At 56.9% G+C, this 26,657-nt stretch carries 26 protein-coding genes and 1 tRNA gene; 14 read left to right on the top strand and 13 right to left on the bottom strand.

The genetic code is table 11. From position 1 onward, the window contains the following. Positions 1-427 precede the first annotated feature (427 nt). Positions 428-1,483, top strand: coding sequence for an IS110 family transposase (locus tag RBB81_RS12860; RefSeq protein ID WP_353070894.1), 1,056 nt, complete (start codon positions 428-430; stop codon positions 1,481-1,483). A 775-nt stretch (positions 1,484-2,258) separates the two neighbouring features. On the opposite strand, the gene RBB81_RS12855 is transcribed toward RBB81_RS12860, so the two are convergent. Then, the gene (locus RBB81_RS12855; RefSeq protein ID WP_353070892.1) at positions 2,259-2,639 is read right to left on the bottom strand and encodes a hypothetical protein; all 381 of its coding nucleotides are present in this window, start codon (positions 2,637-2,639) and stop codon (positions 2,259-2,261) included. Here RBB81_RS12855 and RBB81_RS12850 point away from each other — a divergent pair. Further along, positions 2,638-3,339 carry an IS6 family transposase gene (locus RBB81_RS12850; RefSeq protein WP_423248016.1) on the top strand — a complete coding sequence of 234 codons (702 nt, stop codon included), beginning with the start codon at positions 2,638-2,640 and terminating at the stop codon, positions 3,337-3,339. The genes RBB81_RS12855 and RBB81_RS12850 overlap by 2 nt on opposite strands. Positions 3,340-3,442: 103 nt before the next feature. Further along, the gene (locus tag RBB81_RS12845) at positions 3,443-4,063 is read left to right on the top strand and encodes a hypothetical protein (RefSeq protein ID WP_353070891.1); all 621 of its coding nucleotides are present in this window, start codon (positions 3,443-3,445) and stop codon (positions 4,061-4,063) included. Between the two features lie 300 nt (positions 4,064-4,363). On the opposite strand, the gene RBB81_RS12840 is transcribed toward RBB81_RS12845, so the two are convergent. Beyond that, the gene (locus tag RBB81_RS12840) at positions 4,364-5,407 is read right to left on the bottom strand and encodes a hypothetical protein (RefSeq protein WP_353070890.1); all 1,044 of its coding nucleotides are present in this window, start codon (positions 5,405-5,407) and stop codon (positions 4,364-4,366) included. 208 nt (positions 5,408-5,615) lie between these two features. On the opposite strand from RBB81_RS12840, the gene RBB81_RS12835 reads away from it, so the two are divergent. Both RBB81_RS12835 and RBB81_RS12830 read left to right on the top strand, forming a co-directional pair. Then, on the top strand, positions 5,616-5,837 hold the full coding sequence (locus RBB81_RS12835) for a hypothetical protein (protein WP_353070889.1): 222 nt from the start codon (positions 5,616-5,618) through the stop codon (positions 5,835-5,837). A gap of 548 nt (positions 5,838-6,385) precedes the next feature. Next, entirely contained in the window at positions 6,386-7,948 is a 1,563-nt protein-coding gene (locus tag RBB81_RS12830) for a recombinase family protein (protein ID WP_353070888.1), read from the top strand. Here the strand turns inward: RBB81_RS12830 and RBB81_RS12825 are convergent. The 4 genes from RBB81_RS12825 to RBB81_RS12810 all read right to left on the bottom strand — a co-directional run bounded on the left by RBB81_RS12825 (position 7,934) and on the right by RBB81_RS12810 (position 11,182). Beyond that, positions 7,934-8,008 (bottom strand) — tRNA-Asn (locus RBB81_RS12825). The two genes, RBB81_RS12830 and RBB81_RS12825, sit on opposite strands and share 15 nt — an antisense overlap. Before the next feature lie 220 nt (positions 8,009-8,228). Then, positions 8,229-9,050 carry a CAP domain-containing protein gene (locus RBB81_RS12820; protein WP_353070887.1) on the bottom strand — a complete coding sequence of 274 codons (822 nt, stop codon included), beginning with the start codon at positions 9,048-9,050 and terminating at the stop codon, positions 8,229-8,231. A 537-nt stretch (positions 9,051-9,587) separates the two neighbouring features. Then, on the bottom strand, positions 9,588-10,346 hold the full coding sequence (locus RBB81_RS12815) for a WecB/TagA/CpsF family glycosyltransferase (protein ID WP_353070886.1): 759 nt from the start codon (positions 10,344-10,346) through the stop codon (positions 9,588-9,590). Between the two features lie 269 nt (positions 10,347-10,615). After that, a complete protein-coding gene (locus RBB81_RS12810; protein ID WP_353070885.1) occupies positions 10,616-11,182 on the bottom strand; it encodes a DinB family protein in 567 nt (188 codons plus the stop codon). A gap of 369 nt (positions 11,183-11,551) precedes the next feature. On the opposite strand from RBB81_RS12810, the gene RBB81_RS12805 reads away from it, so the two are divergent. The 3 genes from RBB81_RS12805 (at position 11,552) to RBB81_RS12795 (ending at position 13,292) form a co-directional block, all read left to right on the top strand. Continuing rightward, the gene (locus RBB81_RS12805) at positions 11,552-11,950 is read left to right on the top strand and encodes a hypothetical protein (protein WP_353070884.1); all 399 of its coding nucleotides are present in this window, start codon (positions 11,552-11,554) and stop codon (positions 11,948-11,950) included. Positions 11,951-12,167: 217 nt separating this feature from the next. Further along, a complete protein-coding gene (locus RBB81_RS12800; protein ID WP_353070883.1) occupies positions 12,168-12,554 on the top strand; it encodes a hypothetical protein in 387 nt (128 codons plus the stop codon). 156 nt (positions 12,555-12,710) lie between these two features. Continuing rightward, a complete protein-coding gene (locus RBB81_RS12795) occupies positions 12,711-13,292 on the top strand; it encodes a TetR/AcrR family transcriptional regulator (protein WP_353070882.1) in 582 nt (193 codons plus the stop codon). An 85-nt stretch (positions 13,293-13,377) separates the two neighbouring features. Here RBB81_RS12795 and RBB81_RS12790 read toward each other — a convergent pair whose 3' ends face one another. Continuing rightward, positions 13,378-14,382, bottom strand: a complete 1,005-nt coding sequence (locus RBB81_RS12790; protein ID WP_179582414.1) for an NAD-dependent epimerase/dehydratase family protein — start codon at positions 14,380-14,382, stop codon at positions 13,378-13,380. Between the two features lie 201 nt (positions 14,383-14,583). Next, positions 14,584-16,434, bottom strand: a complete 1,851-nt coding sequence (locus tag RBB81_RS12785) for a mechanosensitive ion channel domain-containing protein (protein ID WP_353070881.1) — start codon at positions 16,432-16,434, stop codon at positions 14,584-14,586. Positions 16,435-16,669: 235 nt separating this feature from the next. On the opposite strand from RBB81_RS12785, the gene RBB81_RS12780 reads away from it, so the two are divergent. The 6 genes from RBB81_RS12780 to RBB81_RS12755 all read left to right on the top strand — a co-directional run bounded on the left by RBB81_RS12780 (position 16,670) and on the right by RBB81_RS12755 (position 21,800). Beyond that, positions 16,670-17,005, top strand: coding sequence for an STAS domain-containing protein (locus tag RBB81_RS12780; protein ID WP_353070880.1), 336 nt, complete (start codon positions 16,670-16,672; stop codon positions 17,003-17,005). Positions 17,006-17,129: 124 nt separating this feature from the next. After that, complete coding sequence (locus RBB81_RS12775; RefSeq protein WP_353073926.1) at positions 17,130-17,954, top strand: ABC transporter permease; 825 nt, start codon at positions 17,130-17,132, stop codon at positions 17,952-17,954. A 56-nt stretch (positions 17,955-18,010) separates the two neighbouring features. After that, positions 18,011-18,490 (top strand): hypothetical protein, encoded by a 480-nt coding sequence (locus tag RBB81_RS12770; protein WP_179582408.1) that lies wholly within the window; start codon positions 18,011-18,013, stop codon positions 18,488-18,490. Positions 18,491-18,593: 103 nt separating this feature from the next. After that, the gene (locus tag RBB81_RS12765) at positions 18,594-19,052 is read left to right on the top strand and encodes a metallophosphoesterase family protein (RefSeq protein WP_183788789.1); all 459 of its coding nucleotides are present in this window, start codon (positions 18,594-18,596) and stop codon (positions 19,050-19,052) included. A gap of 18 nt (positions 19,053-19,070) precedes the next feature. Next, a complete protein-coding gene (locus tag RBB81_RS12760) occupies positions 19,071-20,270 on the top strand; it encodes an amidohydrolase family protein (RefSeq protein WP_353070878.1) in 1,200 nt (399 codons plus the stop codon). A gap of 222 nt (positions 20,271-20,492) precedes the next feature. Then, entirely contained in the window at positions 20,493-21,800 is a 1,308-nt protein-coding gene (locus RBB81_RS12755) for a choice-of-anchor tandem repeat GloVer-containing protein (protein ID WP_353070877.1), read from the top strand. Positions 21,801-21,869: 69 nt separating this feature from the next. On the opposite strand, the gene RBB81_RS12750 is transcribed toward RBB81_RS12755, so the two are convergent. From RBB81_RS12750 to trxA, 5 genes are all read right to left on the bottom strand, one after another. After that, positions 21,870-22,943, bottom strand: coding sequence for an aldo/keto reductase (locus RBB81_RS12750; protein ID WP_353070876.1), 1,074 nt, complete (start codon positions 22,941-22,943; stop codon positions 21,870-21,872). An 87-nt stretch (positions 22,944-23,030) separates the two neighbouring features. Beyond that, complete coding sequence (locus RBB81_RS12745) at positions 23,031-23,705, bottom strand: hypothetical protein (protein WP_179582398.1); 675 nt, start codon at positions 23,703-23,705, stop codon at positions 23,031-23,033. Positions 23,706-23,725: 20 nt separating this feature from the next. After that, positions 23,726-24,682: an ABC transporter permease gene (locus tag RBB81_RS12740; RefSeq protein ID WP_348641555.1), complete on the bottom strand. Its 957-nt coding sequence runs from the start codon at positions 24,680-24,682 to the stop codon at positions 23,726-23,728. Beyond that, on the bottom strand, positions 24,679-26,076 hold the full coding sequence (locus RBB81_RS12735; protein ID WP_353070875.1) for a hemolysin family protein: 1,398 nt from the start codon (positions 26,074-26,076) through the stop codon (positions 24,679-24,681). Before RBB81_RS12735 ends, RBB81_RS12740 begins: the two co-directional genes overlap by 4 nt. Before the next feature lie 222 nt (positions 26,077-26,298). After that, positions 26,299-26,631 carry a thioredoxin gene (trxA, locus tag RBB81_RS12730; RefSeq protein WP_179582394.1) on the bottom strand — a complete coding sequence of 111 codons (333 nt, stop codon included), beginning with the start codon at positions 26,629-26,631 and terminating at the stop codon, positions 26,299-26,301. Positions 26,632-26,657: the final 26 nt, after the last annotated feature.

Raw genomic sequence — 26,657 nt, 5'->3', positions numbered from 1 at the left:
CCTCCTTGGTGCATCGGTGTACTCTCTGCCCGGCGCTGGCAGCAGCCGATGAGCACCGCTAGGATCGCCCGATTCCGTTGTGCTCGAAGATCCACTCCGGCAGAGACACCGAGAGGGAGTCTTCCTTGCTCGGCAGACAGCCCGTTGCCCACTCATATGCCGAGACGCTTGGCGACTTCACCCGGCGTATGCCCGCGGCCATGTCAGGGCTCAGAAGACCACAATCCGCGGCTTCATACGCCAATCGCCGTACCGCTGCGAGTCTCAGGTTGACGGGCCGATTAGTACTGATAAGCAGATTAATACTGATATGTCGGCCAGTGTTTACAAATCCAGTCCACCTGATTTCATAACAGTGTTTGCTCTGTCGAGGCGCGATTAGACTCTGTTGCATCGACGACCGAAGGTTCGGGAGAAGGAGCCGAACATGATCATTGTAGGAGTGGATTATCATCCAAGCGTTCAGCAGGTAGCGTTTTTAGATACGGAGACGGGCGAGACCGGCGAACGGCGACTGAGCCACAGCGATGGAGAGGCAGAGCGTTTCTATCGCGATCTACAGCGAAGACAGGTCAAGGTGCGTGTTGGGATAGAGGCCACCGGACATGCACGTTGGTTTGAGCGATTGCTGGCAGAGTTGAAGTTCGAGCTGTGGATTGGGGATCAGGCCAGGATCAAGGCAGCACGGGTACGCAAGCAAAAGACCGACCGGCAGGATGCTCAGTTATTGCTTAGGCTACTGATAGAGGGTCGCTTTCCCCGGATCTGGGTCCCGAGTCCGGAGAACCGTGATCTACGCCAGCTAATCTGGCATCGGCATCGCCTGGTGCAGATGCGCACGCGGGCCATGAACCAAATCCAGGCTGCAGCGATGAACGAGGGAGTACGGCGCAAAAAGACACTGTGGAGCAAGACCGGACGAAGGCAACTGGAGGCACTCCCGCTTGCTCCGTGGTCCACACGGCGCCGACAGGACCTGCTGGAGTTGGTGGATCGATTGAACACAACTATCGACGAGCTTACCGCAGCAGCCGAGGAGGAGGCACGCAAACGGCCCGAGGTACTACGGCTGATGACGCATCCCGGCGTGGGGCCCATCACCGCACTGGCCTTTGTGTTGGTGCTTGGATCTCCGGATCGCTTCGGTTGCGGCCATCAGATAGGTAGCTATCTGGGCCTCATTCCCTGTGAGGACTCAAGCGCCGATCGTCAACGACTGGGGCACATCACCAAACAAGGAAGTTCTCTGTTGCGCTTTCTACTGGTGGAGGCAGCCCAGGCTGCTGTCCGCTGGGACCCCGACTGGCGACGTCGCTTCGTTCATCTGGCCATGCGTCGCGACCGTCGCATCGCTGAGGTTGCCATGGCACGCAAACTGGCCGTCAGCCTCTACTGGATGTGGCGTAAGGGATTCGATTACCCACAGACTTTGCAGTTCGGTTCGCACGCGGGAGAGCCTGGATACGTCCATGGTGTGAAGTAAATCACCGCCCACTTGATTGGGCATCCCGCTCCCTATCCAGGGAGTTCGAAGTAGTAATCATGGTCGAACGTGCGATCGGAGAGATGGTTGGGTCGGGCCGAGTTCCGCCCGAAAGATTACATGCGAACCTTTGTCGGCGATGATGAGTTTGTTCAACCAAAGCGTAACGAAACAGCTCCTCGGAGTGAGTGCCGTTTACGTTCAAAAATGCATTGACACAGCCGAGATTGTTAGAGATGGACGTAAAACCGGCTTTTCTCCAACATCGCACACCGATTGACAAGTGGACGAATGCCGACTATTTGGCAACTAGCCTTGATCTCATTTGTCGATGAGTCCTATGAGAGGGGATGTCAAGGAAACATTTTTCCTCCGTCCTCTTCGAGCGGAGATGGGTGTGGCGATTTGCATCCAGCCCGATCTCAGATCTGGAGAGGCTTTGTGTTCGCGACGTGCTTCTGACAGACCAGGGCACTCGACGTTTTCTGCTCGACGGTTTCATGACTCGATGGTTCGACGCCTTCGGTGCGAAGCTACGCAAGCCAACCGGGGTGGCTCTAATACGCCAACCATGGTCCTATTTGAGACTCGAGGCCTATAGCTTTTTTCGGTTATGCGAGGGGGTATAGAGTGCATTTGGAGACTCGGTGCTGACAGCACGTGGAGTGGTCTAGCTCATCGATTGATACTCTCCCTCGACCCGGAGCGTCGCAAGAACCGATTGGCTAACCATCAGGTAAGACAACCTAGTCAATTGCCTGGGTTCCGTAGACGCTCAAGCTGCTTGCGATTTCAGATGTTCGGCGTCGAAACTCCCTCCTTTTTTCCAAAGTGTTAACGTGATGGCCGCGATCTTGCGTGCCAGCGTTAGGCGAGCCATATCCGGCTTCATCCCTTTGGCCAGCAATCCGACGTAAAAGTCCTGCAGCGGTCCCGCACAACGACTGGCGTTCAGGGCTGTACTTTTGAAAATCTCCTTCATCGCGTGGTTGTGATTCTGATTCAGGCCACGGATCTGTTGTGGCTTTTTGGAACGTTGTAGTTGTCCGTCCACATAACGATGTTGCGCGCTGTCGTGCGTCACCACCGCCAGGGGCTCTGTTGCATTAACGGTCGTGTCGTAGTCTGGAGTCGTTCGCCGAGGAGCCTTGTTCATGTTCAAGCGCCGTCGTTTCGCTGTGGATATCATCCTGGTGTGCGTTCGCTGGTACTGCAAGTATGGGATAAGCTACCGGGATCTGGCGGAGATGATGCAGGAACGCGGCGTAGACGTGGATCTGTCCACGATCATGCGCTGGGTTCATCGCTACGCGCCTGAGCTTGAGAAGCGGGTTCGTTGGTACCAGGGGTACCGTGCGACCTCGTGGCGAGTGGACGAGACCTATGTGAAGGTCGGTGGCCACTGGAAGTACCTGTTCCGGGCCGTCGACAAGCATGGCCGGTTGATCGACTTCATGTTGATGGATCGGCGAAACACCCGTGCGGCCCATCGTTTCCTGGGAAAAGCGCTGACGACAATGCGCCACTGGCCGCCGTCCTCAATCACCACGGACCAACTCGGCTCTTATCCAAAAGCCATTAGCCGGCTGCAACGAGAAGGCAAGCTATCAAGCGATGCCAAGCATCGCACGTGCAAGTATCTGAACAACATCATTGAAGCCGACCACGGCGCACTGAAGCGAGTCATTCGCCCCACGCGAGGCTTTCAGACAATGAAGACGGCCGCCGCTACGATGAAGGGGTTCGAGGTGATGCGGATGATCCGCCGAGGACATTGCCTCACGTGCAAGCCGCATGTTAAAGACGAGGTGCGCTTCGTAAACAAGCTGTTCGACATCTTCGATATCGCTGCCTGATGTAAACCGCGCAAAGGACGAACTCAACCAACAGAGTTAATGCAACAGAGCCCAACTACGGGCGGCAGCCCTTACCGCAGTCAACAGTTCCGGCGCTTCTTGGATGGATTTTCTACCAGTCGACGCGGCCTGTGAAATTCTTCTCGAGCAGTTCAAGGACGAGCGGTTGTTTACAGATTTACACGACCTTGTCCTGAAAAATCGTTTTGCAACGGGCCCGATGCTGGCTCTTTGTCTGGGATGGCCCCAAAGCACCCTAATTCAAGACGTTCTGCTCGATCTTAATTCCATTGACCAGCTCGTCGCAACCCGACTCGAGATCGACGAGGGCGGCGACAATCAATCACAAATCCGCGACGAACAGTCGAACGTTGCCGAACATGAGAGTTTGCGAGGAGGCTTTTTGACTGAAAATGTAATAGGGGATCTGGACAACCTGAACGAGACCACTCGGTTTGACGACTGGCTTTCCGATTTCGACGATAATCCCGAGGTCGGTGGGGACTGCAACGAATCACAACCGTGTCGTGGCGATGAGTACTTCGACGACGGCTATGACGACCTGGAGCCAAGTCCCCCACCCTCACGGATTCGTGTGCACCTGCAACTGTGGTGGTATCCAGTCAAAGGCGTCGTTCGCCGTTATTTGCGCTCTCGTTTTTCGTGGTTTCAACGCGGGCAGGTCAACATCGTCCAGCAAGCCGACTCTGACATCCCTTTCTAGAACTCAGTTTGGGCAGCCTACATCGTCGGCTGCCCAAACGCGGAGCTGGGGTTCTGGTATAGAGATGTGACACACGATCGGCTCATAGGTCTTCGGATTGCGACTCAGCTCCGGCACATTCTTACCTGACGGACGCTACTTCGCAGTAGTCGTTGGTGACCGGTGGTCCTGAGCAGGCATGGCGATACGATTTACAGACCGGCGAATTGTGAGCAATCACGGAGAGACCTACAGTTTCCGTTTTAAGCTGGAATGCTCTGAACACCATATTGGGATTGGACTGACGTGTCGGCCGGCAGTCTATTTCCAATCGTAACCCGGAGGCAATGCGTACTCGGTTCCACGAACGCCAACAGAACTCGGAGGCCCAAACTGACACAACTTTCTCGCCTCATCAGCAGTTAAAGGGACCTGACTATGTTCCCCACGCTGCCATAAGATTAACAACTCACGAGTCGCTTGAGATCGTCGTTCTATGCCCCACGCTGACTTCTCAGAGAGAAAGTTCTTTGCTTTCTCCGTTGCAGTTGTCTGGAGATCCCGAGCAGAAAAGTAGTTTTTTGCACGATGGCGCGACTGAACAGACTTTGTCCTCTTGTTATCGGTTAGTTTCCCCCAGATCAGCTGCGCTTTAACGGAAGGAGAGCACTCTAATCCACTCAGCAGTTCTGCAATGCGCAAATCTATCAGTGCTAGAACCTCGTACGTCTGATACATCTCGAGGTCTTCCTTCCATTTGGAAGGCGTATGTCGATGCTGGAACGCAGCAACTACTTTTCCGAGATCGTCAATCGGAATGTCGTTCGCGATTTTAAGGTAGGTGTACTCGTGGCCCGGACATCTCTCTTGCTCATATAAGTACTGAATATCGGGCATCTCTCCTATATGCCTTTGATACGCATATCGAAAAAACCAGCTCAAGTCGCCAATCTCCTCCAGGTGCAATCCATGGCCCTCTATGCTAGACGGGGTCACCAAGGGATTCTCCATTAACATCTTGAATCCGCGCATCAAATACACTTTCCCATCTTCTGAGGGCAAATCACCAGACCTGTTCACACGCTTGAACCAAGGAAATTCTGGATACCAATCAGGATTGTCCTTCCACCAATCAACACAGAGCTCCCAGTAATACACCCACCATCTACGAACTTCAGCCTGGACATACCACGCCAATGGGCTGTAGTTGATTCTGGCGATTTGCTGCTTATGCTTCGTTAGCCAAGCGAAGGTCTCCGCCGAATCGAGATTTGTGCAGAACGCATTCCTTCCCGGGCGCCCTGGGGCAGGTTTGACGAAAAATGATTTCCTGAGTGGAAGTGGCATGTTCTCACCTTCACGCATGCTCTTGAAATCTCTTCAGCACACGAAGATGTTTCGAAAATCAATGTCTACACGAACGTATGCGGGCTGGACCTTACCACAAGGCTTCTGTGGCTAAAACAATTACCGAAATTCCGGCCGTTCCGATTCGGTAATTTTGGTGGACCATTCTTGTGCTGGAATGAAGTTAACTAGAAGCGGCACACTACGCAAGTCGCAGGAGACTGAGGTGAGCGAACCATCCAACATTTTCACGGACAGCTATCTCGTCCAATCCGAATATCTCCGGTTCACTACCAAGCTCAATGAGATTCTCCATGACATCCTTAAACATGGTTATGGGGAGGCGATGATCCGCATTTCAATCACAAAAGAGAACAAACGCACGATCGTGATCGAGGCCGGAAAAAGCTACCAATACACTGTTCATCTGTCTGAAATGCAAAATTAGCTCTCGAATCCGGACTCCTGAGATTGGAGCCATCACCGCAGATCTACCGCCGCATGACCCGTCTGACTCGGGCGTAGGCGTTCCGGGCACACCGCCTAAGGAACGGAATACGTATGGATCCGCGGGACGAGTTACTCGCTGACACTCAGCGCAAATTTGCAGAATTCGCGGATCGCCTGACGTTGGAGGAGGCCCGGGAATGCCAGGCAAATATCGCCGGATTACTCCGGCTACTGATCGAGTGGCAGAGCAGGGCTGAAGATCAGACGCACTCGCCCAATTCAGACACAACAGACGACGACGATTCCACGCTGCCCTCACACTCACAAAGAAAGGGATCCCATACCTTCGCTCGCGTCCGCTAGCCGGATGCGTGGATAGGCGGAGGCTACACGTTTATCAACCGAAAAATAGTAGGCCGGACACCACAGCTACGTTTGGATCCAGAAGCGCAAGTTCACGTTCATTGACCGGAAAACACAGCAAAGTGGCCGTATTCCGGACCCTGTGCTTTCTGAAAAGACGAGAATCATGGAGTTAGTCAATTTATGCCAAGAAAGACATTAAAGAAGATCCAGCATTCCGAATCCGCAAGCAGCGACCAAGCTGTAACTTACATCCGCGTTTCGTCGAAACCCCAGGAGGAGGATGGTTTTTCGCTTCCTGCACAGCGCAAATTACTCATCGACTATGAGCATTCTATTGCGCTGAGAATTGTAAAGGAATTCGTTGACATCGAAACTGCCAAGACAAGCGGAAGAAGCGCCTTTGGCCAGATGGTCAAGTTCTTGCAAAAGAATCCTTCAGTAAAACACATCCTCGTAGAGAAAACTGACCGTCTATATCGCAACTTTAAAGACTATGTATTGATTGACGAATTAGGATGCACCCTACACCTCGTAAAAGATGGTCAGGTTCTTTCTCCCGACTCCAGGTCTTCAGAAAAGTTCATTCATGGCATCAAGGTTGTCGTGGCGAAGAACTATATCGATAACCTGAGCGAAGAGGTACGTAAAGGAATGACGGAAAAAGCCGAACAGGGCATTTGGCCTTCGTATGCGCCACTTGGCTACCTTAACACTAAGCTACCCTCCGGCAAAAATGGCATCGCGCAGGACGAGATCAGAGCCAAGCTTGTACGTCGGCTTTTCGAGATGTATGCAACCGGGAATTTCTCGTTGAAGCAACTAGCCCAGTGGGCTGCATCTGCAAGGCTTACTTTTCGCAAGAGTGGCCGTCCCGTAAACAAGGCCACAATTCAAGGTATCCTGCATAACCTGATCTACACAGGTGATTTTGAGTTCAAGGACAAGGTGTACAAGGGTATCCATGAACGTATCATCTCCCGCGAACTCTGGAACGAGGTACAGTCAGTTCTAGACCGTAAGTATTCGAATTGCTACCGAGTGATTAAGCATGATCTTCCGTTTTCGGGTTTGATCCGCTGCGGTCATTGTGGCTGTGCCGTTATCGGCGAAATTAAAAAGGGAAAATATATCTACTACCATTGCACTGGCCAGCGTGGAAAATGCCCCGAGAAGTATGCGCGCCAAGAGATGATTGAGGCTCAGTTCTGCGATGCGGTTCGTAGAATTGTCTTACCAGAACCATTCGTAGGATGGGCAAGTGATGTCTTTCGTGTAGCGAACGCAGATGATGCCTGCCTTCGCGGGGAGGCGATCAGTCGTCTCACCGCAGAAAGGGCGAAGATTATAACACGCCTAGATGCGATGTATATCGATAAACTTGAAGGCCGAATAACCAGAGAAATATATGATCGTCTTGCTGGGCAATGGAAGCCAGAACTGGACCAGCTTGAACGGGCAATCGAACACCACCAAGCAGGCAGCAATAAAAGCTACTTGTCGGAAGGAATGCAGCTGTTGGAACTTGTTAAGATACTGCCAGAATTATTCGAACAGCAGCCGCCACGCGAAAAACGCGAACTTCTCAAATTTGTCATATCGAACTCGGCCTGGAAAGAAGGTACGCTAACTGTGACTTACCGCCAACCGTTTGATTTATTTACCACTTGGAGGGCAACAATGAACAAAGAACCAGCGCCGAAAGGGATGAAAAACGGCCAAAATGAAATATGGCTCCTGAGGTAGGACTCGAACCTACAACCCTTCGGTTAACAGCCGAATGCTCTGCCATTGAGCTACTCAGGAACGTCTTTGGACCGCGGAGGACTCACGCGCGCTCTCTCAGTTATAACAAATCAGGTTAGAGGGGTCAAAGGCCACCTGGGAGCCAGCGTCAACACAGTGGCATTACGATGCACGCGAAATGTTTTTGAAAGGGCTGCTGCCTACGCCCACGCGTCCTCAGACTACTACGCGATGAGATCTCAGCCACTCATGACAGCCGGGTGCTGGCTGCTCTCCGTTGTCAGGGGTAGAGAAGGACTGCGATATTGTAGGCCGTGAAGGGGCTGTTTCGTGTTACGGAACAGGCTCCGACGACGGCCTGATGATATTTGCCGGATGCCAGTTTGCTTTTGAGCTGACTGGGGATCTGATTTAGACTTCCAGCGGTGTAACGCATGATGTACCAAGGTTGGCGGGAACCCGCGTAGCCAGTGGACATTGTGCAGGTCTGACGAGCTTCTTCGGTGGTTTCTGTAACGTGCATTCCCGACTGTGCGATTACGCTGGCAACGGTGCGCTCCTGCTGGTTGAGCGAAAGAGTTTGAACGGTGCTGGCGAAATCTTCTACTGCGTAGAGTTGATGATCTCGAGTGACGATGGCGATTCCGATTGAATCTACGTTGGGATCAAGCAGATTGGCTCGGTGGCCGGGCGAGTGCATCCAGAGATTGTGGATGATGACAGAGGTGGGGGCTTCGGCTACGTTTTCTGTAATGAGGCTGAAGTGTGCGCCAGCATTGGCTCCGCGAGCAGCGAGTGCGGGCTCGCCATCGAATTGGTGGGAGATTTCGGCGTGCGCGGCCATCTCGCGGGCGTGGATGGCGGAGGCTTCGGCCAGGACCGGGTCGAAGCGGAGTGGCTGAAGTCCTTGATTGACGCGGTCTTCGTTTGCGGCGGCGAGGAGATACTGCTCGGCTACGGTGAGATTGCCTGAGGATTCGAAGCTTTGGGCAGTAAGGGCGCGCGACGATAAAAGCAGCAACGCGGCCAACGAGAAGTAGCACAGGCGAGATTTCTGCAATGAAATCAGAGACTTGGCGCGCGCTACGAAGAGGGCCGGCATGAGGCTCATTCTAGGTTTGGGGTGCCGGGGTGGGTAATACAACTTTATGGTTAGCATGAGGTCCCCTGCCCTGCCTATCGGTTGGGACGCTGCGAAGGTGAGGAAACGATGCCTGCAGTTGCAAACTTTAGTACTAGAAAATTCGCAGAGGTAAAACCTCACTTTTGCAGGGGGTTTTGTAGATTTTGACTGTTTTGTGGTGGTGAAATCGTGGTGAAGTTGTGGTGGACTGCGTGGTGAACGTGGTGTTCTGGACGGGGTCTTTTATGGAGATAGAAAACACGCCATGTTTTTCAAGTTTATTTTCGACCTGTTGACCGGGGGATCTCTTTTTGGAACTCGCATCAGGGTAGTCATGGGACAGGGATTGGTTTTTGCCCGGAGAGCGGGATTTCTTTGTTGCTCAAGCTGCCGAACAGAGGGAAAAGCATTCCTCGCGTTCGACTCCGCTCAGTGTGCAGATGGCGATGAGAGGAGCAGATAAGACCCTCTGTAACAACAGGAGGTTGGTCTAGGGAGTTGGTCTAGGGAGTTGGTCTAGGACTTGAGTGCGGGGAGGCGGCCGCGGTTACGGAGCATGATGGCGAGGAGCTTGCGAGCGTCCCAGTAGCGGGGGATGTAGCGCTTCGGTTCGGCGAAGGAGCGGAAGAGCCAACCCAGGTAGTACTTGTCGGCCCAGACGGGGATGAGGACCTGATCGCCGCTGAGGAAGGCGATGGCGGCACCGATGCAGTGGATGGCGGGGCGATAGGCGAGGTTGCGTTTGAGGTAGAGGCCCAGGCGCTCCTGGGTTCCGCCGCCGATGGTGACGATGACGTGCTGGGGGCGAAGGCGGTTGAGGCGTTCGAGTAGAGCTGGATCGTCGATAGGAGCGCTGCCGTACATAGGGGCCATGTAGACATAGTCCTGAGGGATGACGATTCCCTGCCCTGCGAGCCAGTCGAGATTGCGTTTTGCGCTGACCGGGCTCGCCATGATCCAGAGGACGTTGCCGGGTTCGCGAATGTCGGATGCGAGGAGGAGTTCGCGGAGATACTCGAGTCCGGAGAGGCGCTTGATGGGAGTGGGCTGGAGACGATTCCAGATGAGGACCATGAAGGCGGAGTCGGTGATGGCGAGGTCCGCGTTGAGGAGTGCGTCGCGATAGTCGGGGCTGCGGTCGAGGTCTTTGAGGGCCGGGGCTGCGGGAACGACGAGGAGGCCGCCTTTGGTGCGCATGATGTCGATCGCCTCTCTTGCGGAGCCGTCGAAGAAGTCTATGCCAAGGATGCGGTGGGTGAGGGGAGTTGTCGACATGAGGAGTTCGCTTCTATCTTATTCGAAGACGGCTCGCTCTTGGTTAGTTCGTGTCACAACACCGCATGCGAGAGTGGCCCGGAAGATGACGAGCTGATTCCAAGCGGAGAGAAAAGCGGTTCGCGCAGGGCGCGAATACCCACATCTCAAAATCGAGATATGGGGCACCCAGCTGGTGGGCGACCACGAGGATGTCTCATCGCGCTGGACCTGCGCGGCCTCCCACTGAGGAGTACAGAGCTTGCACTCCCCAGTTGGCAACAGGTTGGTTACTTTTTGGGGCGTGATTCAGGAGGGACCAGGCCGGCGACGCGGTAGTAGACGACGAGCTGGCCGTAGTGTTCGCCCGAGTGTTCGATGAAACCCCAAGCCTGATCCGAAAGACGAACTTGTTGATCCTTGGAGAAGGGGTCCAACATCAGATCGCTCATGCCCGAATCGCCCTTCTGCTTGAGGAGCGCTGCACCGTCTGCAAAGGATTTCTTCACAAAGGCAACCACTTCAGCCTTGCTTTTGTACTGATCCCGTTTGGGATCACCCTCAGGAACCTTATTCCCGAGGAGTGGGTTAATGAAATAGTAGTTCGCGCTCGCCGCATGGAGCAGTTGCTCGGCAAAGCTTCGCTCGACAGGAACGGGCTTGAAATCGTATTTGTCTTCAGGAAAATCTTCTGCCATCGCGGTTAACTTTCGCCCGACATCGTTCCAGGCGTCCAACAATACCTGTGAAGGGTTTGCCGGCGGTTTCGGCGTGAGTTTCTTCGCGTCATCCTGTGCATGCGCTTGAAGTGGGCTGACGATCAGGGCGAGAAAGAGCGCTACGAGAGTCTTCTTCATTTACGAACCTCCGGCAGTTCTGCCGTTGCAGTCCAATCATCTTAGCCAAAAATACAAGGGTTGCCGAGTGTGTGATCGAAAATCGCAGGCTCGACTGGCGGGGTCGCCATAAGAGTTCGCTTTGATACAGTGCCTGCGAGTCGTCGGCCAGTTTGAGGTGAAGAGTAAAACGGTTTGGCGCGAGGCGCGAAATGCCCCACATCTCAGAATCGAGATATGGGGCTCCCGGCGCATTGAAACGGCTGCCCGGTACCTCGTCCCCCATCCTTGGCCCGGCGGAGTCTTCGGAAAGCCGATTATGTTAACCTTCATGGCATGAAAGTAAGCGTGCCAATACGTGCTAACGCGTTACTCGCAAAATTTTACGCGATGAAGGTCAAGGAGCTCGATTTAGAGATCAATAAGATATACACGTTGATGATCGGCGACGCGGGACCGGACGAAATTGCATCGGGGGAAATGGATGCACGAATCGAGAAGGCTAACGAAGCCACGGCCAAAATGCAGTATCAACGGAAGGCGTTTCGACAAATGCCATTAATCGCCAGAGCTACACAGCTCGGTATTGATATTCCCGAAAGCTATTGGGAACCCGGAAATTTCGGCCTCTCTTACAAGCCACTCAATCATCAGGGATATAGCTGGCTTGTACGAGAGATAGGAAAGAACAAACTGTCAACAGTCAAAGATTGGGTTTCGGTCATTAGCCCTATCTTGAGTTCTATTATCGCCATTCTGGGACTGCTTGTAGCCCTTCGAAGGCACTAACTAATCCGGCCCGTATATCCAGCTGCCGCCCTGACAGAAGCATTACTAACCGTGTTCCTGACTCAGTTGCATTGTGAGAGTAGACCATCGTATAGGCGTCTCATGGTGAGAGGGTCCACGTCTTGAGTCGCAAACTCCATCCAACAGATCGATTTCGAGCACCAATTGTTGTGTAGCCGCTGGGTAAAAATTGTGAGTTTTGATGTAGGAGATCGTCATGGGTAGGTTTCGGTCGCTTGCGGTTGCGGTTTTGTTTCTGGTGAGTTCTTTATGTGTTTTATCAATGGCTCAGGGGCCCGAGCAACATGGGCGGCCGGACAACGTTGCAGGCAACTGGACGATCTACGCCAACAATATCGATAAGGCCGGGAGCTCCTTGAAGACCGTCCAGATCATCCAGAACGGCAGCATTCTGACGGGTCGCTTCAAAGGTCCACATCAGTCAGGGAAGCTTCAAGGATGGGTCCATGTGCATCACGTCGAGTTCAGTACAGACACCCGTGAGGTGCTGACGTTCCGTGGACAGATTCAGGGAGACACCATGTCGGGACTCTACGGAATCAGGGGCAGGCACGCTGAGTGGCATGCTCAGCGCACGAACTGAGTTCCTTACGATGTGATGGCCTCTGGGTTTGAGGTCGTTGAGTGGACCTGATAAGCGCGTGTTCGGTTTGACTGAACGGAATCGCGAGCTACCCTCCGTCCATCTAATCGACAGGTCTCTATGTGGGTGGGTAGAGTACCTATGAATGGATGGACCATGGCTAAGCATTCACATCGGGACAGGATTTTAGAGAGCGGACTACGGGTTGTGCACGAACGCGGCTTTACAGGGGCCAGTGTGAGGGATATCGTTCGGGCGGCCGGCGTTCCGCAGGGCTCGTTCAGCAACCATTTTGCTTCGAAGGAGGCGTTCGGGGTCGAGATTTTGAACCTGTACTTCGAGCAGACGCTGGAGATTATCAGGAAGACGCTCCACAACAAAGAACTTGCTCCGCTGGCGCGAATCCGGGCTTATGTAGAGGACGTGGACGCATCGCTCCTCAAAAAAGACGAGTTGAACGGATGCCTGATGGGCAACCTGAGCCTGGAGTCGGGCGAACAGAGCCCTATGATCCAGCGACGTCTCGCTGAACTCTTCACGGAGGTGCAGAAGGAGATCGCAGACTGTGTGCGAGACGCGGTGAAGGCGAAGGAACTGCCTCCGTCGACCAATGCGAAGGATCTTGCGACCTTTATTCATGCGTCGCTGGAGGGTGCTCTGCTGCAGTCGAGAGCAGAACAGAGTCGCGTGGCGATGGATCGCTACAAGCGCATTCTTTATTCGACGATCCTGATTTAGACTCTCACGTTTTGTTTGAGGGAAACGATATGGCCCCCGAAGTGTTGTAGCGCTTCGGGGGCCGTATTGTTTTCGTTCTCGACGATTACCTTGTAGCGGCAGCCAGAGGCTTGGCGGCGAGGATCTCGTCTTCGATCCAGGCGTAGGTCTTTGCAAGGCCGTCACGAAGCCTGATCGACGGTGCCCAGTTCATCTTTTCCTGGATGAGGGTGTTGTCGCTGTTGCGGCCGTTGACGCCCTTGGGGGCGCTGAGATTGTAGTTGCGCTTGAGCTTGATGCCGGCGATGTCTTCTGCAATGTCGACGAGTTGGTTGATGGTGACGAGCTCGTCGGAGCCGAGGTTGAGGGGCTCGTGAATCTCGCTTTCGGCGATCATCTGCGTGCCCTTGGTGCAGTCGTCGATGTACATGAAGGAGCGGGTCTGTTTGCCGTCGCCCCAGATCTCGATCTCGTGCTTGCCGGAGTGCTTGGCTTCGATGACCTTGCGGCAGACTGCGGCGGGAGCCTTCTCGCGGCCTCCGGTCCAGGTGCCTAGGGGTCCGTAGACGTTGTGATAGCGGGCTACGCGGGTCTGGAGGCCGTAGTCCTCTTCGAAGTGGCGGCACATGCGCTCGGAGAAGAGCTTCTCCCAGCCGTAGCCGTCCTCGGGGAGGGCGGGGTAGGCGTCCTCTTCTTTGAGGGCGACGACGTCGGGGTTGGTCTGCTTTTCGCCGTTGTAGACGCAGGCGGAGGAGGAGTAGAAGAAGCGCTCGACACCCTTTTCGCGGGCGGCCATGAGCATGTGGGTGTTGGTGAGGACCGAGAGCATACAGAGGGCTTTGTTGTTTTCGATGAAGCCCATGCCGCCCATGTCGGCGGCGAGCTGGAAGACGACGTTGGTGCCGGCTGCGGCCTGGAGGCAGCTGTCCTTGTCCTTGAGGTCGAGGGAGAGGCTTTCGACGCCTTTGGATACTTGATACCACTCGTCGAGGGGCTTGATGTCGACGGCGCGGATGACATCGACGCCATTGGCGAGGAGGCTTTGAACGAGGTGGCCGCCGATGAATCCACCGGCACCGCAGACGACTGCTTTCTGTCCTTTGAGCTTCATAGGGTAGAGACTCCTTGGGGTCTTAGGTTAGAAGCTATTGAAGTGGTTCAGGTTATCCGTTAGACCGCTCTGGCAGTGCATTTTCGCTTTGCTTCCAAGTGCCAAGTATAGCTTGGAGGGATAGGGGGTTGATATGAGAAATAACTCCTAACGGGAGGGATTGACTTTTCGAATTTTTGGTAGCGTGAATTGAATTTGAGATCAGACTTTCATCAGCTCTCGTTGATCGATGATGGATCGAGCGGGTGGGGTGTCTGCTGGTTTGTGCAGGAGATCGATGACGGACTGATAGAGGCGGTTGCGCACATCGAAGCGGTCGCCGGCACGGATGACGTAGCGGACGACGATGTCGACGCCGGATGCTGCGGGTCGCATGTCGACCGATGGGGTGGCTTTGAACTGGCTGAGGCCGTTCTGGCGTGTGGCGCTCTGCCACTCCTGCTCGGCGAGCTTGGCGTCGCGTTCGGTTTGTTTCAGGACGGTGTTGTGGATGGCTTCGATGGTTTTGTAAGAGTCGACGCCGGGTGGGATGTTGACAGTGATCTCGTCCCACATCCACTGGCCGGTGGTGGAGAAGTTGAAGTACTGACCCGAGATGGCGAAGTTGTTGATGAAGGTGACGCGGCGTCCGGTGGGATGGCCTTTGTCGGTCCAGTTGCCGGTCTCGAGGAGTGCGGTGCGGAAGAGACCGATCTCGACGACCTCGCCGCCTACGCCGTTGATCTCGACCCAGTCGCCGACGCGGATTCCATTTTTGCCCATGAGGATGAACCAGCCGAAGAAGGCGAGGATGAAGTCCTGAAAGACGACGGTGAGGCCTGCGGCGCCGAGGCCGAGGATGGTGGGGACCTGGCTGGGTGCGCCGAAGATCACGAGTAAGACGAGCAGCAGTGTGACGAGCTGGATGCCGAGGCCGATGATTGTGCGGAGGGTGTGGAGGCGGCGCTGCTCCATACGGGAGCGGTCGATGAGCTGACCGACAAAAGTGGCGAGGAGGACGCCGCAAAGAATCAGGAAGGCGATGAGGGAGAGCGACTGCAGAGCGAGGTGAGTGACGATGGAGTGCTGAAGCTCGACCTGCGCGAGCCATTTGCCGTAGACGGCGGAGAGCTGCTGCTGGGTCTGGAGCTGGTCCTCCACGATGCTGTGCATCTGCGAGAAGGCATGGGCCTGGGCCATGCGGGCTACACGGCTCTTTATGGCGTCCTGCGGAGGGGCGGTGCTGGGTTGGGCGGTGGATGGGTTGATGCTGGATGCGTTGATGCTGGCTGCGGCGGTTGAGGCTTTCTTTTCGAAGTCTGCGTGTTTTGCAGTGAGGGCGACGATGTCGTTGTCGGTCTCGGCTTTGGCCTGGCGGATGAGGTCGATGCGGCTGCGCTGATCGAACCAAGCGGAGACGCGGCCGTAGAGGGTACCGTAACGGCGGGCGGAGAGAACGGCGATCTGACCGCCGGTGTTTCCCTGAGCCGCGTCGTACTTCTTCATGGCGGCTTCGCGGGCGGTGAGCTCCTGTTGCAGCTCACCACGCTGGTCGCCACTGAGGCGGGCGAGCTGTTCGGTGAGGTCGGCGAGTTCGTCAGTGTCCAGCTGGAGCTGGGCCTTGGCGACGTCGAGGTCGTCGGAGTCGGCGATGGAGCCGTTGGGCTGTTTGAGGGAGGTGGTAAGGGCGTCCACTTTGCCCTGATCTTCTTTGACGAGCGACTGGACCTGGGCGACTTTGTCCTGGAGGGCGAGGGCGTCGCCGGTAAGGGTGCGGGTCTGGAACGCCGCTTGGCGAAGGGCGAGAGCGAAGGCCTGATCGACCTCGTGGTCGGCCAGACGGGCAGCCTCGTGAGCGAAGGATTGCTCTTCGGCGGAGACGGCGAGGGGGGCGAGGGACTCTATTGTCTGCCACGGGCGCTGGTCGACCAGGTTGTTGGCGCCGGCATGACTGCCGTTGGCTTTGAGGAAGGGCATGTGGGCCATGGCGCCGCGCGTCCACCAGGCCGCTGCGAGACAGAGGACGAGGAGGGCGGCGGGAAGGGCGATGGCGAGACGACGGAGATCCTTCATCGTTTAACCCTACATGCTCCTTGAGTTAGCTTCAAAGCCCCGTTAGGGTCATTGCGCATGCAGGGTTTTGGGTTGGGGAGACATGTGTTGCAGATGCCGCAGTTACGGCCGGACGTCTTTGTGCAAAGAAAATCGGGTTACGGGCCGGGCAAAGCAGGTCGTAACCGGAATTTAACAAATACTGGAGGGGCCGCAGGGGTACATTGCTTCGGTAGTGCTTCTCCGGGAGATTATTGTGACGAATACATCAGAGGTCCCTTTTCATTGTGCGGTAGAAAATTCGACGGAAAACGGCGTCAAGGTAACGACGGTTCGGTGCCATGGACGCCTGATCAACCAGACCGCTGGTGAAGTGAAGGAGATCGTTAAGCCGTTGATTCCTCAGGGCGGAAGGATTGTGATCGACCTGGCAGAGGTGACGTTTCTGGATAGTCTGGGACTGGGAACGCTGGTAGGTTTGAAGGTTTCGGCGATCAACGAAGGGTACTGCACGTTGAAGCTGCAGAACTTGTCGCCCCGCATCCAGGAGCTGCTGAAACTTACGAGTCTTACGAATCTGTTCGCGTCCTAGGTTGCGCGTGTCGCGGGCGGTTGAGTCTGGATGTTTATCAGGACATTGTGCATGTAGGATTTAGGGCGTGGAGACTGCTGTTGCAAACGCCGGGGTTGCTCCTGGGCGATCGCTGGTGGGGGCGATGCGGAGACAGCCGCTGGCGGCGGTGGGTGTGACGCTGCTGGTGGTGTTTGCGGTGTGCGCGGTGTTTGCTCCGTGGCTGGCGCCGTGGGATCCGGCTCAGTTGGATCTGACGGGACGGCTGATGGGGCCTTCGACGGCACATTGGTTCGGGACCGATGAGCTGGGGCGGGACATTCTCTCGAGGACGCTGTTTGGCGCGAGGATCTCGCTGGTGGTGGCGGTGAGTGTGGTGGGGTTGTCGCTGGCCGTTGGGTTGGTGGCGGGTGGGCTGGCTGGGTTTTACGGCGGGTGGACGGATACGGTGGTGAATATCTATGTGGCAAATGCTTTTCTGGCGTTGCCGGGGATCTTGCTGGCGATTGCGTTTGTTGCATTCATGGGGCCGGGGTTGGGTAATGTGATTCTGGCGCTCGCGATCTCGGGTTGGGTGGGGTATGCGCGGCTGGTGCGGGCGCAGGTAATGGCGGTAAAGGAACGGGAGTTTGTGGAGGCAGCAAGGGCGCTGGGGGCGACGGATCTTCGCATCATGACGCGGCATATTCTGCCAAACATCCTGCAGCCGCTGATTGTGCAGGCGGCGATTGGCATGGCGGGGGCCGTGTTGGCGGAGGCTACTCTGAGCTTTCTGGGTCTGGGGGTTCCGCCGCCGGCAGCGAGCTGGGGTTCGATGTTGAATGATGCACGATCGCATCTGTTCGACTCGCCGCATCTGGTGTTCTTTCCGGCGATGGCGGTGATGCTCTGCGTGCTCTCGTTCAACTTTATCGGCGATGCGCTGCGGGATTATCTCGACCCGCGGACGCAGCTCGGGACGGGGCTGTAAAAGCGGCGGGTTGGGTTATCGGATATGCTTGGCCTTGGAACTGTGAGGCAACACTAATGCGCAAGAGTATCGTTTCCCCTTCGACTACGACGGCAACTCCTATCAGCGATCTGTGGCGTGATCTGGAGAGGATTGCGCGGGTCGAGATCAGTTCTGAAGACGAGAAGTTCCCGATTGAACAGGCGCTGGGCAAGAAGGCAACGACGGGATGGAGAGCTGCGACTACGGGTCCGCAGGTGATCCGCCTGCACTTTGATGAGCCCTTGACGATCAAGCGGCTGCAGCTGCACTTTGTGGATAAGACTTCAGAGCGGTCGCAGGAGTTTGCGTTGTATGCGGGTGCGGGGACCGAGTTGAAGGAGATTGTGCGACAGCAGTGGACGTTTAGTCCGAGTGGTTCGACGGAAGAGATTGAGGACTACGCGGAGAGCCTGAGCGGGATTACTACGCTTGAGCTGCGGATCGATCCTGACCGGAGCCACGATCCGAAGGCGAGTAAAGAGTACGCCTCGCTGCAGAGTCTGAAGCTGGCTTAGACTCAATGACCACGACAAGATACGGGGGTCTCTCCACTGCGGCGGCAGAGTAGGCCGCCTTCGGTCCAGGTGACCTAATTTTTGCGTTCGAGAGAGTGCAGATATGTTGATTGGGGTGATCTCGGATACGCATGGATTGATGCGGCCGGAGGCTTTGGCTGCGCTGCGTGGGGTAGAGCATATTCTGCATGCGGGCGATGTGGGGGATGTTGCGGTCCTCGATGCGCTGCGCGAAATTGCTCCGGTGACGGCGATTCGTGGAAATGTGGATTTGGCCGGGGCTTGTGCGGAGCTGCCTGCGACCGATGTGGTGGAGTTAGGTGGGCAACTTTTTTATATGGTGCACTCAGTGCACGATCTGGATATCAACCCTAAGGCGGCGGGGGTAGCGATGGTGGTGAGTGGGCACTCGCATAAGGCCAAGGTTGAGGCAAAGGATGGGGTGATCTATTTCAATCCAGGGAGTGCGGGGCCGCGGAGGTTTTCGCTGCCGGTTACGGTGGGGTTTGTGACGGTGGAGGATGGGGTGGAGGCTAGTGTGCGGGAACTTTTGGTGGGTTGAATTACGTAGAGTTTGGGCATGCGCAAAATGTTCCCAATCCTTATGTTGGTTCTTTCATCCCAAAGCCTCCGTGCTCAGGACCTCGCGGTTGTTGGCGCGACGGTTTACGCGTCACCCACTGCAGAGCGAGTCGCAGACACAACGATCCTGATACGTGGCGGGAAGATTGTCTCGGTTGGTCAACATGTCCCGGTTCCTCAGGGCGTTGATGCGCTCCAATGCGCGAACTGCATTGTGTTTGCAGGCTTCTGGAATACCCATGTTCATTTCACGGAGCCGAAGTGGGTGGGCGCGGCCAGCCAGCCTGCCGACAAGCTGACGCAACAGCTGCGGGAGATGCTCACTCTTTCCGGTTTTACAACTGTTGTCGATACTGCTTCGATTCCGGATAACACCGTTGCTCTTCGTCGTCGCATTGAATCCGGAGAGGTGATGGGGCCGCGTATTTATACCGCTGGCGCGGGGCTCTTTCCGCCACACGCGCTTCCCTACTACGTGAAAGACATGCCGCCGGAGGTGCTGGCTCAACTGCCGCAGCCTGATACTCCGGCTGAAGCTGCAGCCGATGTGCGGAAGAACATCGCGGCGGGTGCGGATATTGTGAAGCTCTTTACCGGTTCTATCGTAGCTCCCGGACATATCGTCCCTATGCCGCTTGCTATTGCTACGGCGGCTGCGGCGGCTGGTCACGAGCACGGCCAGCTTGTCTTTGCTCATCCTTCGGATCTTGCGGGGACTCGCGTGGCCATGGAGAGCGGAGTGGATGTTTTAGCTCATTCCCCAGAGGCACTTGAAGGGATTGACGACGCTCTTCTTCATCAGATGGTCGCTCATCATATGGCTATGATTCCGACGCTCAAGCTTTTTTCCGGTGATTCGAACATCGCGGCGATACGGTCAGTTGTGTTCAGGTTTCATCAGCTTGGAGGGCCGCTTCTGTTCGGCACGGACACGGGCTTTCTTACCGACTATGACGTGAAGGAGGAGTATCGTCAGCTCGCGCTTGCCGGATTGTCTTACCGGGATGTGCTGGGGATGTTGACGACTGCGCCCGCACAGCGTTTTCGAGTGGCCGATCACGAAGGGCGCATTACGGTCGGTATGGCGGGCGACCTGACTGTGTTGTCGGTCGATCCGGCCACCGATCCGCTTGCATTCACGCGTGTGCTTTTTACTATTCGCGACGGAAGAGTGATCGCCTCAGCTCCGGCGCGCTAAGTGCGGCGGGTTCCCTTGAGCAAAACATCAGCCTTTGCTGCGGTCGGTGAAGCCGTCGACGTGAGTTTCGACTGCGTTCGTGGGCGATCAAGCATTCAGAAATATGCATTTGACATCAGCCCAGAAGGTAGCGCAAGCTGAACGCGTTTCAAACACTGGAGAGGCCAAATGTTGATCAACGGGGTATCATCTGCAAGTTCTCGGAGCAAGCATCCGCGCAAATTGCCGTCCGCAGTTGCGACAGTTATCGGTGTCGTTATGTTCGCGGCGTCATCCCTCTATTGTCAGACGCCGCCGGAGATTAAATACACCGTCGCTCTTAAGTTCAATGGCACCTTCAATGGAGCTCAGCCGGTCGGAGAGCTTTTTCTGGACAGCCAAGGGTTTGTGTACGGAACGACGGTTTACGGTGGCGCCGATTATGGCGAGTGCACTCCCGGGCCTGGTTGCGGTGTTCTTTATAAGTGGGGCCATGGCCGGTTTACCACTTTGCATGACTTTACGGGCCAGAACCCCAGCATCTATTTTCCTGACTCCGGCCTCATTCGTGATGCGGAAGGTAATTTTTACGGAGAGACGAACGGCGATTTTGGGACAGTCTACAAGTTGGATACGCTAGGCAATATCAATGTGCTGCATTCGTTTACTGAGCAGGAGTTTTGGCCGAGCGGTGGCCTGATTCAGGATGCGGCCGGAGACCTTTATGGCGTTACTAACGGTCGCTGCAACCCTGGCGTCGGCTGCGGGGAGGTGTTCAGGATCAATTCTGCCGGCTCTGAGACTGTTCTTTACACCTTCCCTACTGGCGGAAACGAAGGGTCTAATCCACAATCCGCTCTTGTTCAAGATGCGCAGGGAAATCTCTACGGGACTACTTCCTTCGGCGGTACCCATGCGAATGTGAATGACACTTCGGGCTCTGGCGTGTTGTTTAAATTGGCTCCGAGCGGCAAGCTGACGGTGCTTCACTATTTTAATGGCACAACTGATGGTGCCACGCCGACGAACCTTGTTCGTGACCCACAGGGCAATTTGTATGGCTACGCCTCAGCGGGAGGATGTACGTTAGCAGATGGCTGCGCCAAAGCGGGACCCAGCCTGGTGGCATGTAACGAGACAGGTGGCTGCGGCCTCGTGTTTAAGTACGATACAACTGGAAAGTTTTCGGTCGTGTACACCTTCACAGGCGGACCAGACGGGGCGAGCCCGGTTGGGGTTCCACTCCTGATTGGAAACAGCATCTATGGTGCGACTCAGTCGGGAGGCTATGACGCCAAGTCGATATGCTCCGGCGGATGCGGGGTGGTGTTCAAGCTCGATCTCAATGGAACCGAGACAGTTCTCCACGCATTCACGAGTTCCGGGGGCGACGGGTCGCTACCGTCCAGCGGACTCGTCGTGGATGCGAATGGGAACTTCTGGGGTGCGACCGCTCGAGGAGGCGCTCTCTCTGCCCCTAATCAGTCCTGCGGACAAAATATAAATATAGGTTGCGGCACTCTTTACACTTTTACGCTGACTAATCCCTAACGAGACACGAGTGACTTTTCCGGTCGATGGTGGACCGGAAAAGTCACTCTTTGAAGTCTCTGTTGAGCATCAGCCTTTGCTGCGGTCGGTGAAGCGGAAGAAGAGAGATTGCTCGGCTACGGGGGCGGCTAGTTCGTTGAGGGCGGCCATCTGGGAGTTTGAGAGGGGCGTGAAGGTCTGGGCGATCTTTACGTTTTCTTCGAGCTGCGCGATGTTGTCGCAGCCGATGATGACTGTGCTGACGGGCTGCGTGAGAGTGAAGTTCATCGCGTCCTTCATGGTCATGACGCCGGGGCGGTGCGCGATGGCGGAGCCTTCCCATGAGTGGCGCTGGGCGTCGAGCGACGGAGGCGTCCAGGAGGCGAGGAGACGGCCGCGCGAGGGGACCTTCATGCCGATGATGCCCATCTGCTTTTCGACGACGAGCGGGAGGAGCTTGTCGGTGAAGCTGTGGATGTGGGTGTCGGCGGCGTTCATCGCCATGAGAATGGTGTCGAAGTTGTGACGGTTGACGGCGTCGATAAGGGCTTCGGGGCGGTAGTGACCGGTGACGCCGAGGTAGCGGACGACCTTCTGGTCCTGCATCTCGAGGAGGGCTTCCATGGCTCCGCCTTTGGCGAAGATGGCGTCAACGTCTTCGGGCAGGCCGACGTCGTGGAGCTGCCAGAGGTCGACGTGATCGGTGTTGAGGAGTTGGAGGGACTTCTCGATCATGCGGAGGGAGCCGTCGCGGGTGCGTTCTTTGGTCTTGGTGGCGAGGAAGGCTTCGTTGCGGCGGGTCTTCATGACGCGGCCGACGTACTGCTCGCTCCATCGCTCGGGGCCGCCATAGATGGAGGAGGTGTCGATGTAGTTGACGCCGAGTTCGAGCGCGCGCTCGATGATGGGGACTGCGACGGCGAAGTTGTCGTGCTTCTCCAAGGCAGCCTGGCCGCCAAGCGAGAAGATGCCTACCTTGTAGCCGGTCTTGCCGAGGTTGCGTGTGGGCATCGCGGTGCGGGTGCGCTCGTTGACCGGCAGAGGCGGCAGGGTGTGCGGAGTCTGCGCGGCGATCGCGCCTTTGGTGAGGAGGGCTGCGGCGGCGACGCCTCCGGTTTTAAGAAAGGTGCGGCGGTCAGGAGTAGTGGGCAGATTCTTCTTCATCGCGGAGTCCTCGGGTCAAGCCTTGTCCACGGACAGTTTAGCGTCTTCCGGGAACGGCGTCGCCCTCCGGCTACTTTTGCCAAATCTTTAGTTGGTGTCGAAGTGGACGGAGTCGAGGATCTTCTGCATGCGATGGCGGACGGCGTCGAGTTCGCGGGGGGAGATGTCCTGTACGCCGCTGACGTCGCCGCCGCAGAAGGTGTTGATGACGGCGTCGAAGCGATAGCAGGCGTTGTTGTGGGCGGTGGTGTAGATCTCGTCGCGGGATTCGGTGCAGATGCCGCCGTGCTCGTCGTAGCCGTGGGTGAACGGTATGCCGCCGATCTCGGCGCTGGAGGCGGTGTGAGGATCGCGCACGGTGGCCTGCGCGCTGCACTCGGCGGAGCTGAGGTGTGGGGTGACGCTGAAGTAGAAGAAGGCTCCGCTGAAAGTGGAGTTGGGGTGCGGGTTGAAGCCGATGCTGGCGACGGCGCGCATCTGGGTGGTGTGGGCGATGGATCGGGCGTCGAGGTTGAAGGTGCTGACCTCGGAGTCTTTGCGATTGAGCTCCCAGGCCGCGGGGACGGTGAAGGTGACTCCGTAGCGGGTGTCGTGAAAGGGGTGGGCGGGCGGCATGGTTGGCTCAACGGCCGGGGGCTTGGGTCGAAACATGGGGGGAACTGGCTCGGAGCCGGCGGATTTGGCCTGCGCCGAAGCGGCGATGGAGACGAAGACGGTCATCAGAACGGCAGTGGTGCAGCGAACGAGGGGGCTGGGTCTCATGCTTCCTTCTCTGGGCGCGGCTACTGGGCGCGCATGCGCGGGTTGGCTATAGTGTAGGCGATGTCAGTGAGGAGATTCACTACAACATAAGTTAGCCCGACGGCGAGGATGCAGCCCTGGACTAAGGCGTAGTCGCGGTTGGAGATGGCGGAGAGGGTGAGGCGGCCGATCCCGGGCCAGCTGAAGATTGTTTCGGTTACGATCGCACCCGCAAGAAGGCTGCCAAATTGGAGGCCGATGACGGTCAGAACAGGGATGAGGGCGTTGCGCAGGGCATGGCGGTAGACGACGGCGTTCTGGGTGAGGCCTTTGGCGCGGGCGGTGCGGATGTAGTCCTGGCTCAGCTCTTCGAGCATGGCGGTGCGAACCATGCGGGTGAGGATGGCGGCGAGACTGAGGCCTAATGTGATCGCGGGAAGGATGAGATGGAGGATGAAACTGGTGGCGTCGCCTGTGCCTGCTCCGGAGACGGGAAGCCAGCCGAACTGGATGGAGAAGACCAGGATCAGGATGGGGCCGAGGGCGAAGTTCGGGAAGGAGAGGCCGACGAGGGAGACGACGCCGAGGGTGCGGTCCTGCCAGCGGTTGCGATGGAGGGCAGAGGCAATGCCGGCGGGGATGGAGAGTGCGATGCCGATGAGCAACGCCGCGGCGGTGAGAGCCAAGGTGTAGGGGTAGCGCTGTAGAACGAGGTGGACGACCGAGTCATGGAGGCGGAGGGACTGCCCGAGATCGGCGTGGAGGATGCCGTGCCAGTAGTGGGCATACTGCTGGGTGAGCGGGGCGTCGAGGCCGTAGGAGTGGCGAAGGGCGTCGATGTCGGAGGCGGTGGCACCTTCGCCGAGCATCTGGACGATGGGGTCGCCGGGGACAAGGTGGATGAGGAGGAAGACCACCGAGACCACGACCCAGAGGACCGGCAGAGTGAGGAGGATACGGCGGAGTGGTCGCCAGATGGCCGCGCGATTCAGGGTCACTGGATGGCTTCCCTGCTGTCGGCTTCGTCCTGGATCTGGTTGGGCGGGGGAGCAATGTCCTCTACGATGACACGGCTGATACGGCGGCCGGCCATCTCGGCGACTTCGTAGCGACGGGCGCCATGCTCGACACTTTCGCCGACGCTGGGAATGTGGCCAAGGTTGGCGAGGAGGAAGCCGGCAAGAGTTTCAACACCGGGCTCGCGCGGGAAGGTCCAGTGGAGTTGGTTGCCGAGATCGCGAAGCGTGGTGCTGCCATCAAGCAACATGGCTCCGGTGGTGCTGAGGAGAGGAGATTTGCTGATATCGAATTCGTCTTCGAGTTCGCCGACGATCTGCTCGAGGACGTCTTCGGCGGTGACGAGGCCGACGGTTGAGCCGAACTCGTCGACGACGATGGCGATGTGGCGGCGGCGCTCCTGGAACTCTTGGAGGAGCTCGATGGCAAGCTTGGTCTCGGGGACAACGGTGAGCTCGCGCATGACCTGGCGAAGGGTGAGGGCTGACTCGCCTTTGCCGCCGAGTGAGAGCGCGACGGTGCGGAAGTGCATCAGGCGCGAGATGTCCTTGGAGTAGACGATGCCGATGATGTGCTCGGGGCCGCTGGCTGGGTCGTAGACGGGGACGCGGGAGTGCTGCTCCTCAACGATACGGGCGGAGGCCTGCTGGAGCGGCAGGTCAGCGGAGAGAGAGAAGATACTGCCGCGAGGGGTCATGATCTCGCGGACGGTGACGTGGTTGAGCTCGATGGCGCGATGGATGATCTCCTCCTGAAAGACGGGGAGCAGACCCATGCGGCGGGTGGCGGTGGCGATGAGTTTTAGTTCCTCGGGCGAGTGGACTGCGCCTTCGCCGCGCAGGGGGGCGCGAAAGAGCCGGAGGACGAGCGCCGCGGAGGAGTTCATCAGCTTCACGATGGGCCGGGTGAGGCGGATGAAGACGTCCATGGGACCGGCTACGGCCAGGGCAATGCGCTCAGTGCGTTGCAGTGCAAGGGACTTGGGGACGAGTTCGCCGAGGAGGACCTCGAAGTAGGTGATCAGCGAAAAAGCAAGGATGACTGCCGCGGTGTGGGCGTAGAGGACAGCATGAGGTGGCACGCGATGGAGCGGACCGCCAAGGAAGTTGAGGATAATCTCGGCGACGGCGGGCTCACCGATCCATCCCAGGGCTAGACCTGCGACGGTAACGCCCAACTGGACTGCGGGAAGGAACTCGTCGATGGAGTGTTTGAGTTTGAGGACGGTGCGGGCACCGGGACGGCCGAGGGCGATGAGCTGCTGGACGCGAGTCTCGCGGACGCTGACCAGGGCAAACTCCGCAGCCACGAAGAAGCTGCTGGCCAGAATGAAAAAGGCCACCATGATTATGCGGAAGAGCATCCACTCGAGCATTAAGGCTTGAGTTTATCCCACTTCGTGGGGTGTATACCGGCTTCGCCCTGGGCCTCCCGATGGTCGGCGGAAAATCTCTTGTCGAGACCAACAGCAGCGCCGAGCGAAGGGCATACAAGTCATAAAGTGACTGCCTCGCGTAGCAAGCCTGTCCACTTTCCAGGCAAACGAAACGGCCCGCGAGCTGAACTCAACGGGCCGTCCCTTGGCGTCGCTTGAAACTTACGCCAGAACCTTATTCACGGACTTGTCGATGGTGTCCTTGGGGACGAAGCCAACGATCTGCTCGGCGACCTTGCCATCCTTGAAGATGAGCAGGGCGGGGATCCCTCGGATGCCATAGCGCATCGGGGTCGCAGTGTTGGAGTCGACGTCCATCTTCATGACTTTGAGCTTGCCCTGATAGTGAGTGGCAACCTCGTCGACGACCGGAGCGAGAGCGCGGCAGGGGCCGCACCAGGCAGCCCAAAAATCGACGAGAACGGGCTCGGTCGACTGTAGAACATCTTTTTCAAAAGTTGCATCATTTACTTCGGTGATGAACTGTCCAGCCATTTATCTTCCTCCAGAATGCTCTGCAC

The sequence above is a fragment of the Tunturibacter gelidoferens genome, from assembly GCF_040358255.1.
Classification (GTDB): Bacteria; Acidobacteriota; Terriglobia; order Terriglobales; family Acidobacteriaceae; genus Edaphobacter; species Edaphobacter gelidiferens.
The sequence above is the reverse complement of the archived record's forward strand: the minus strand, read 5'-3'. Positions and strand labels throughout refer to the sequence as shown.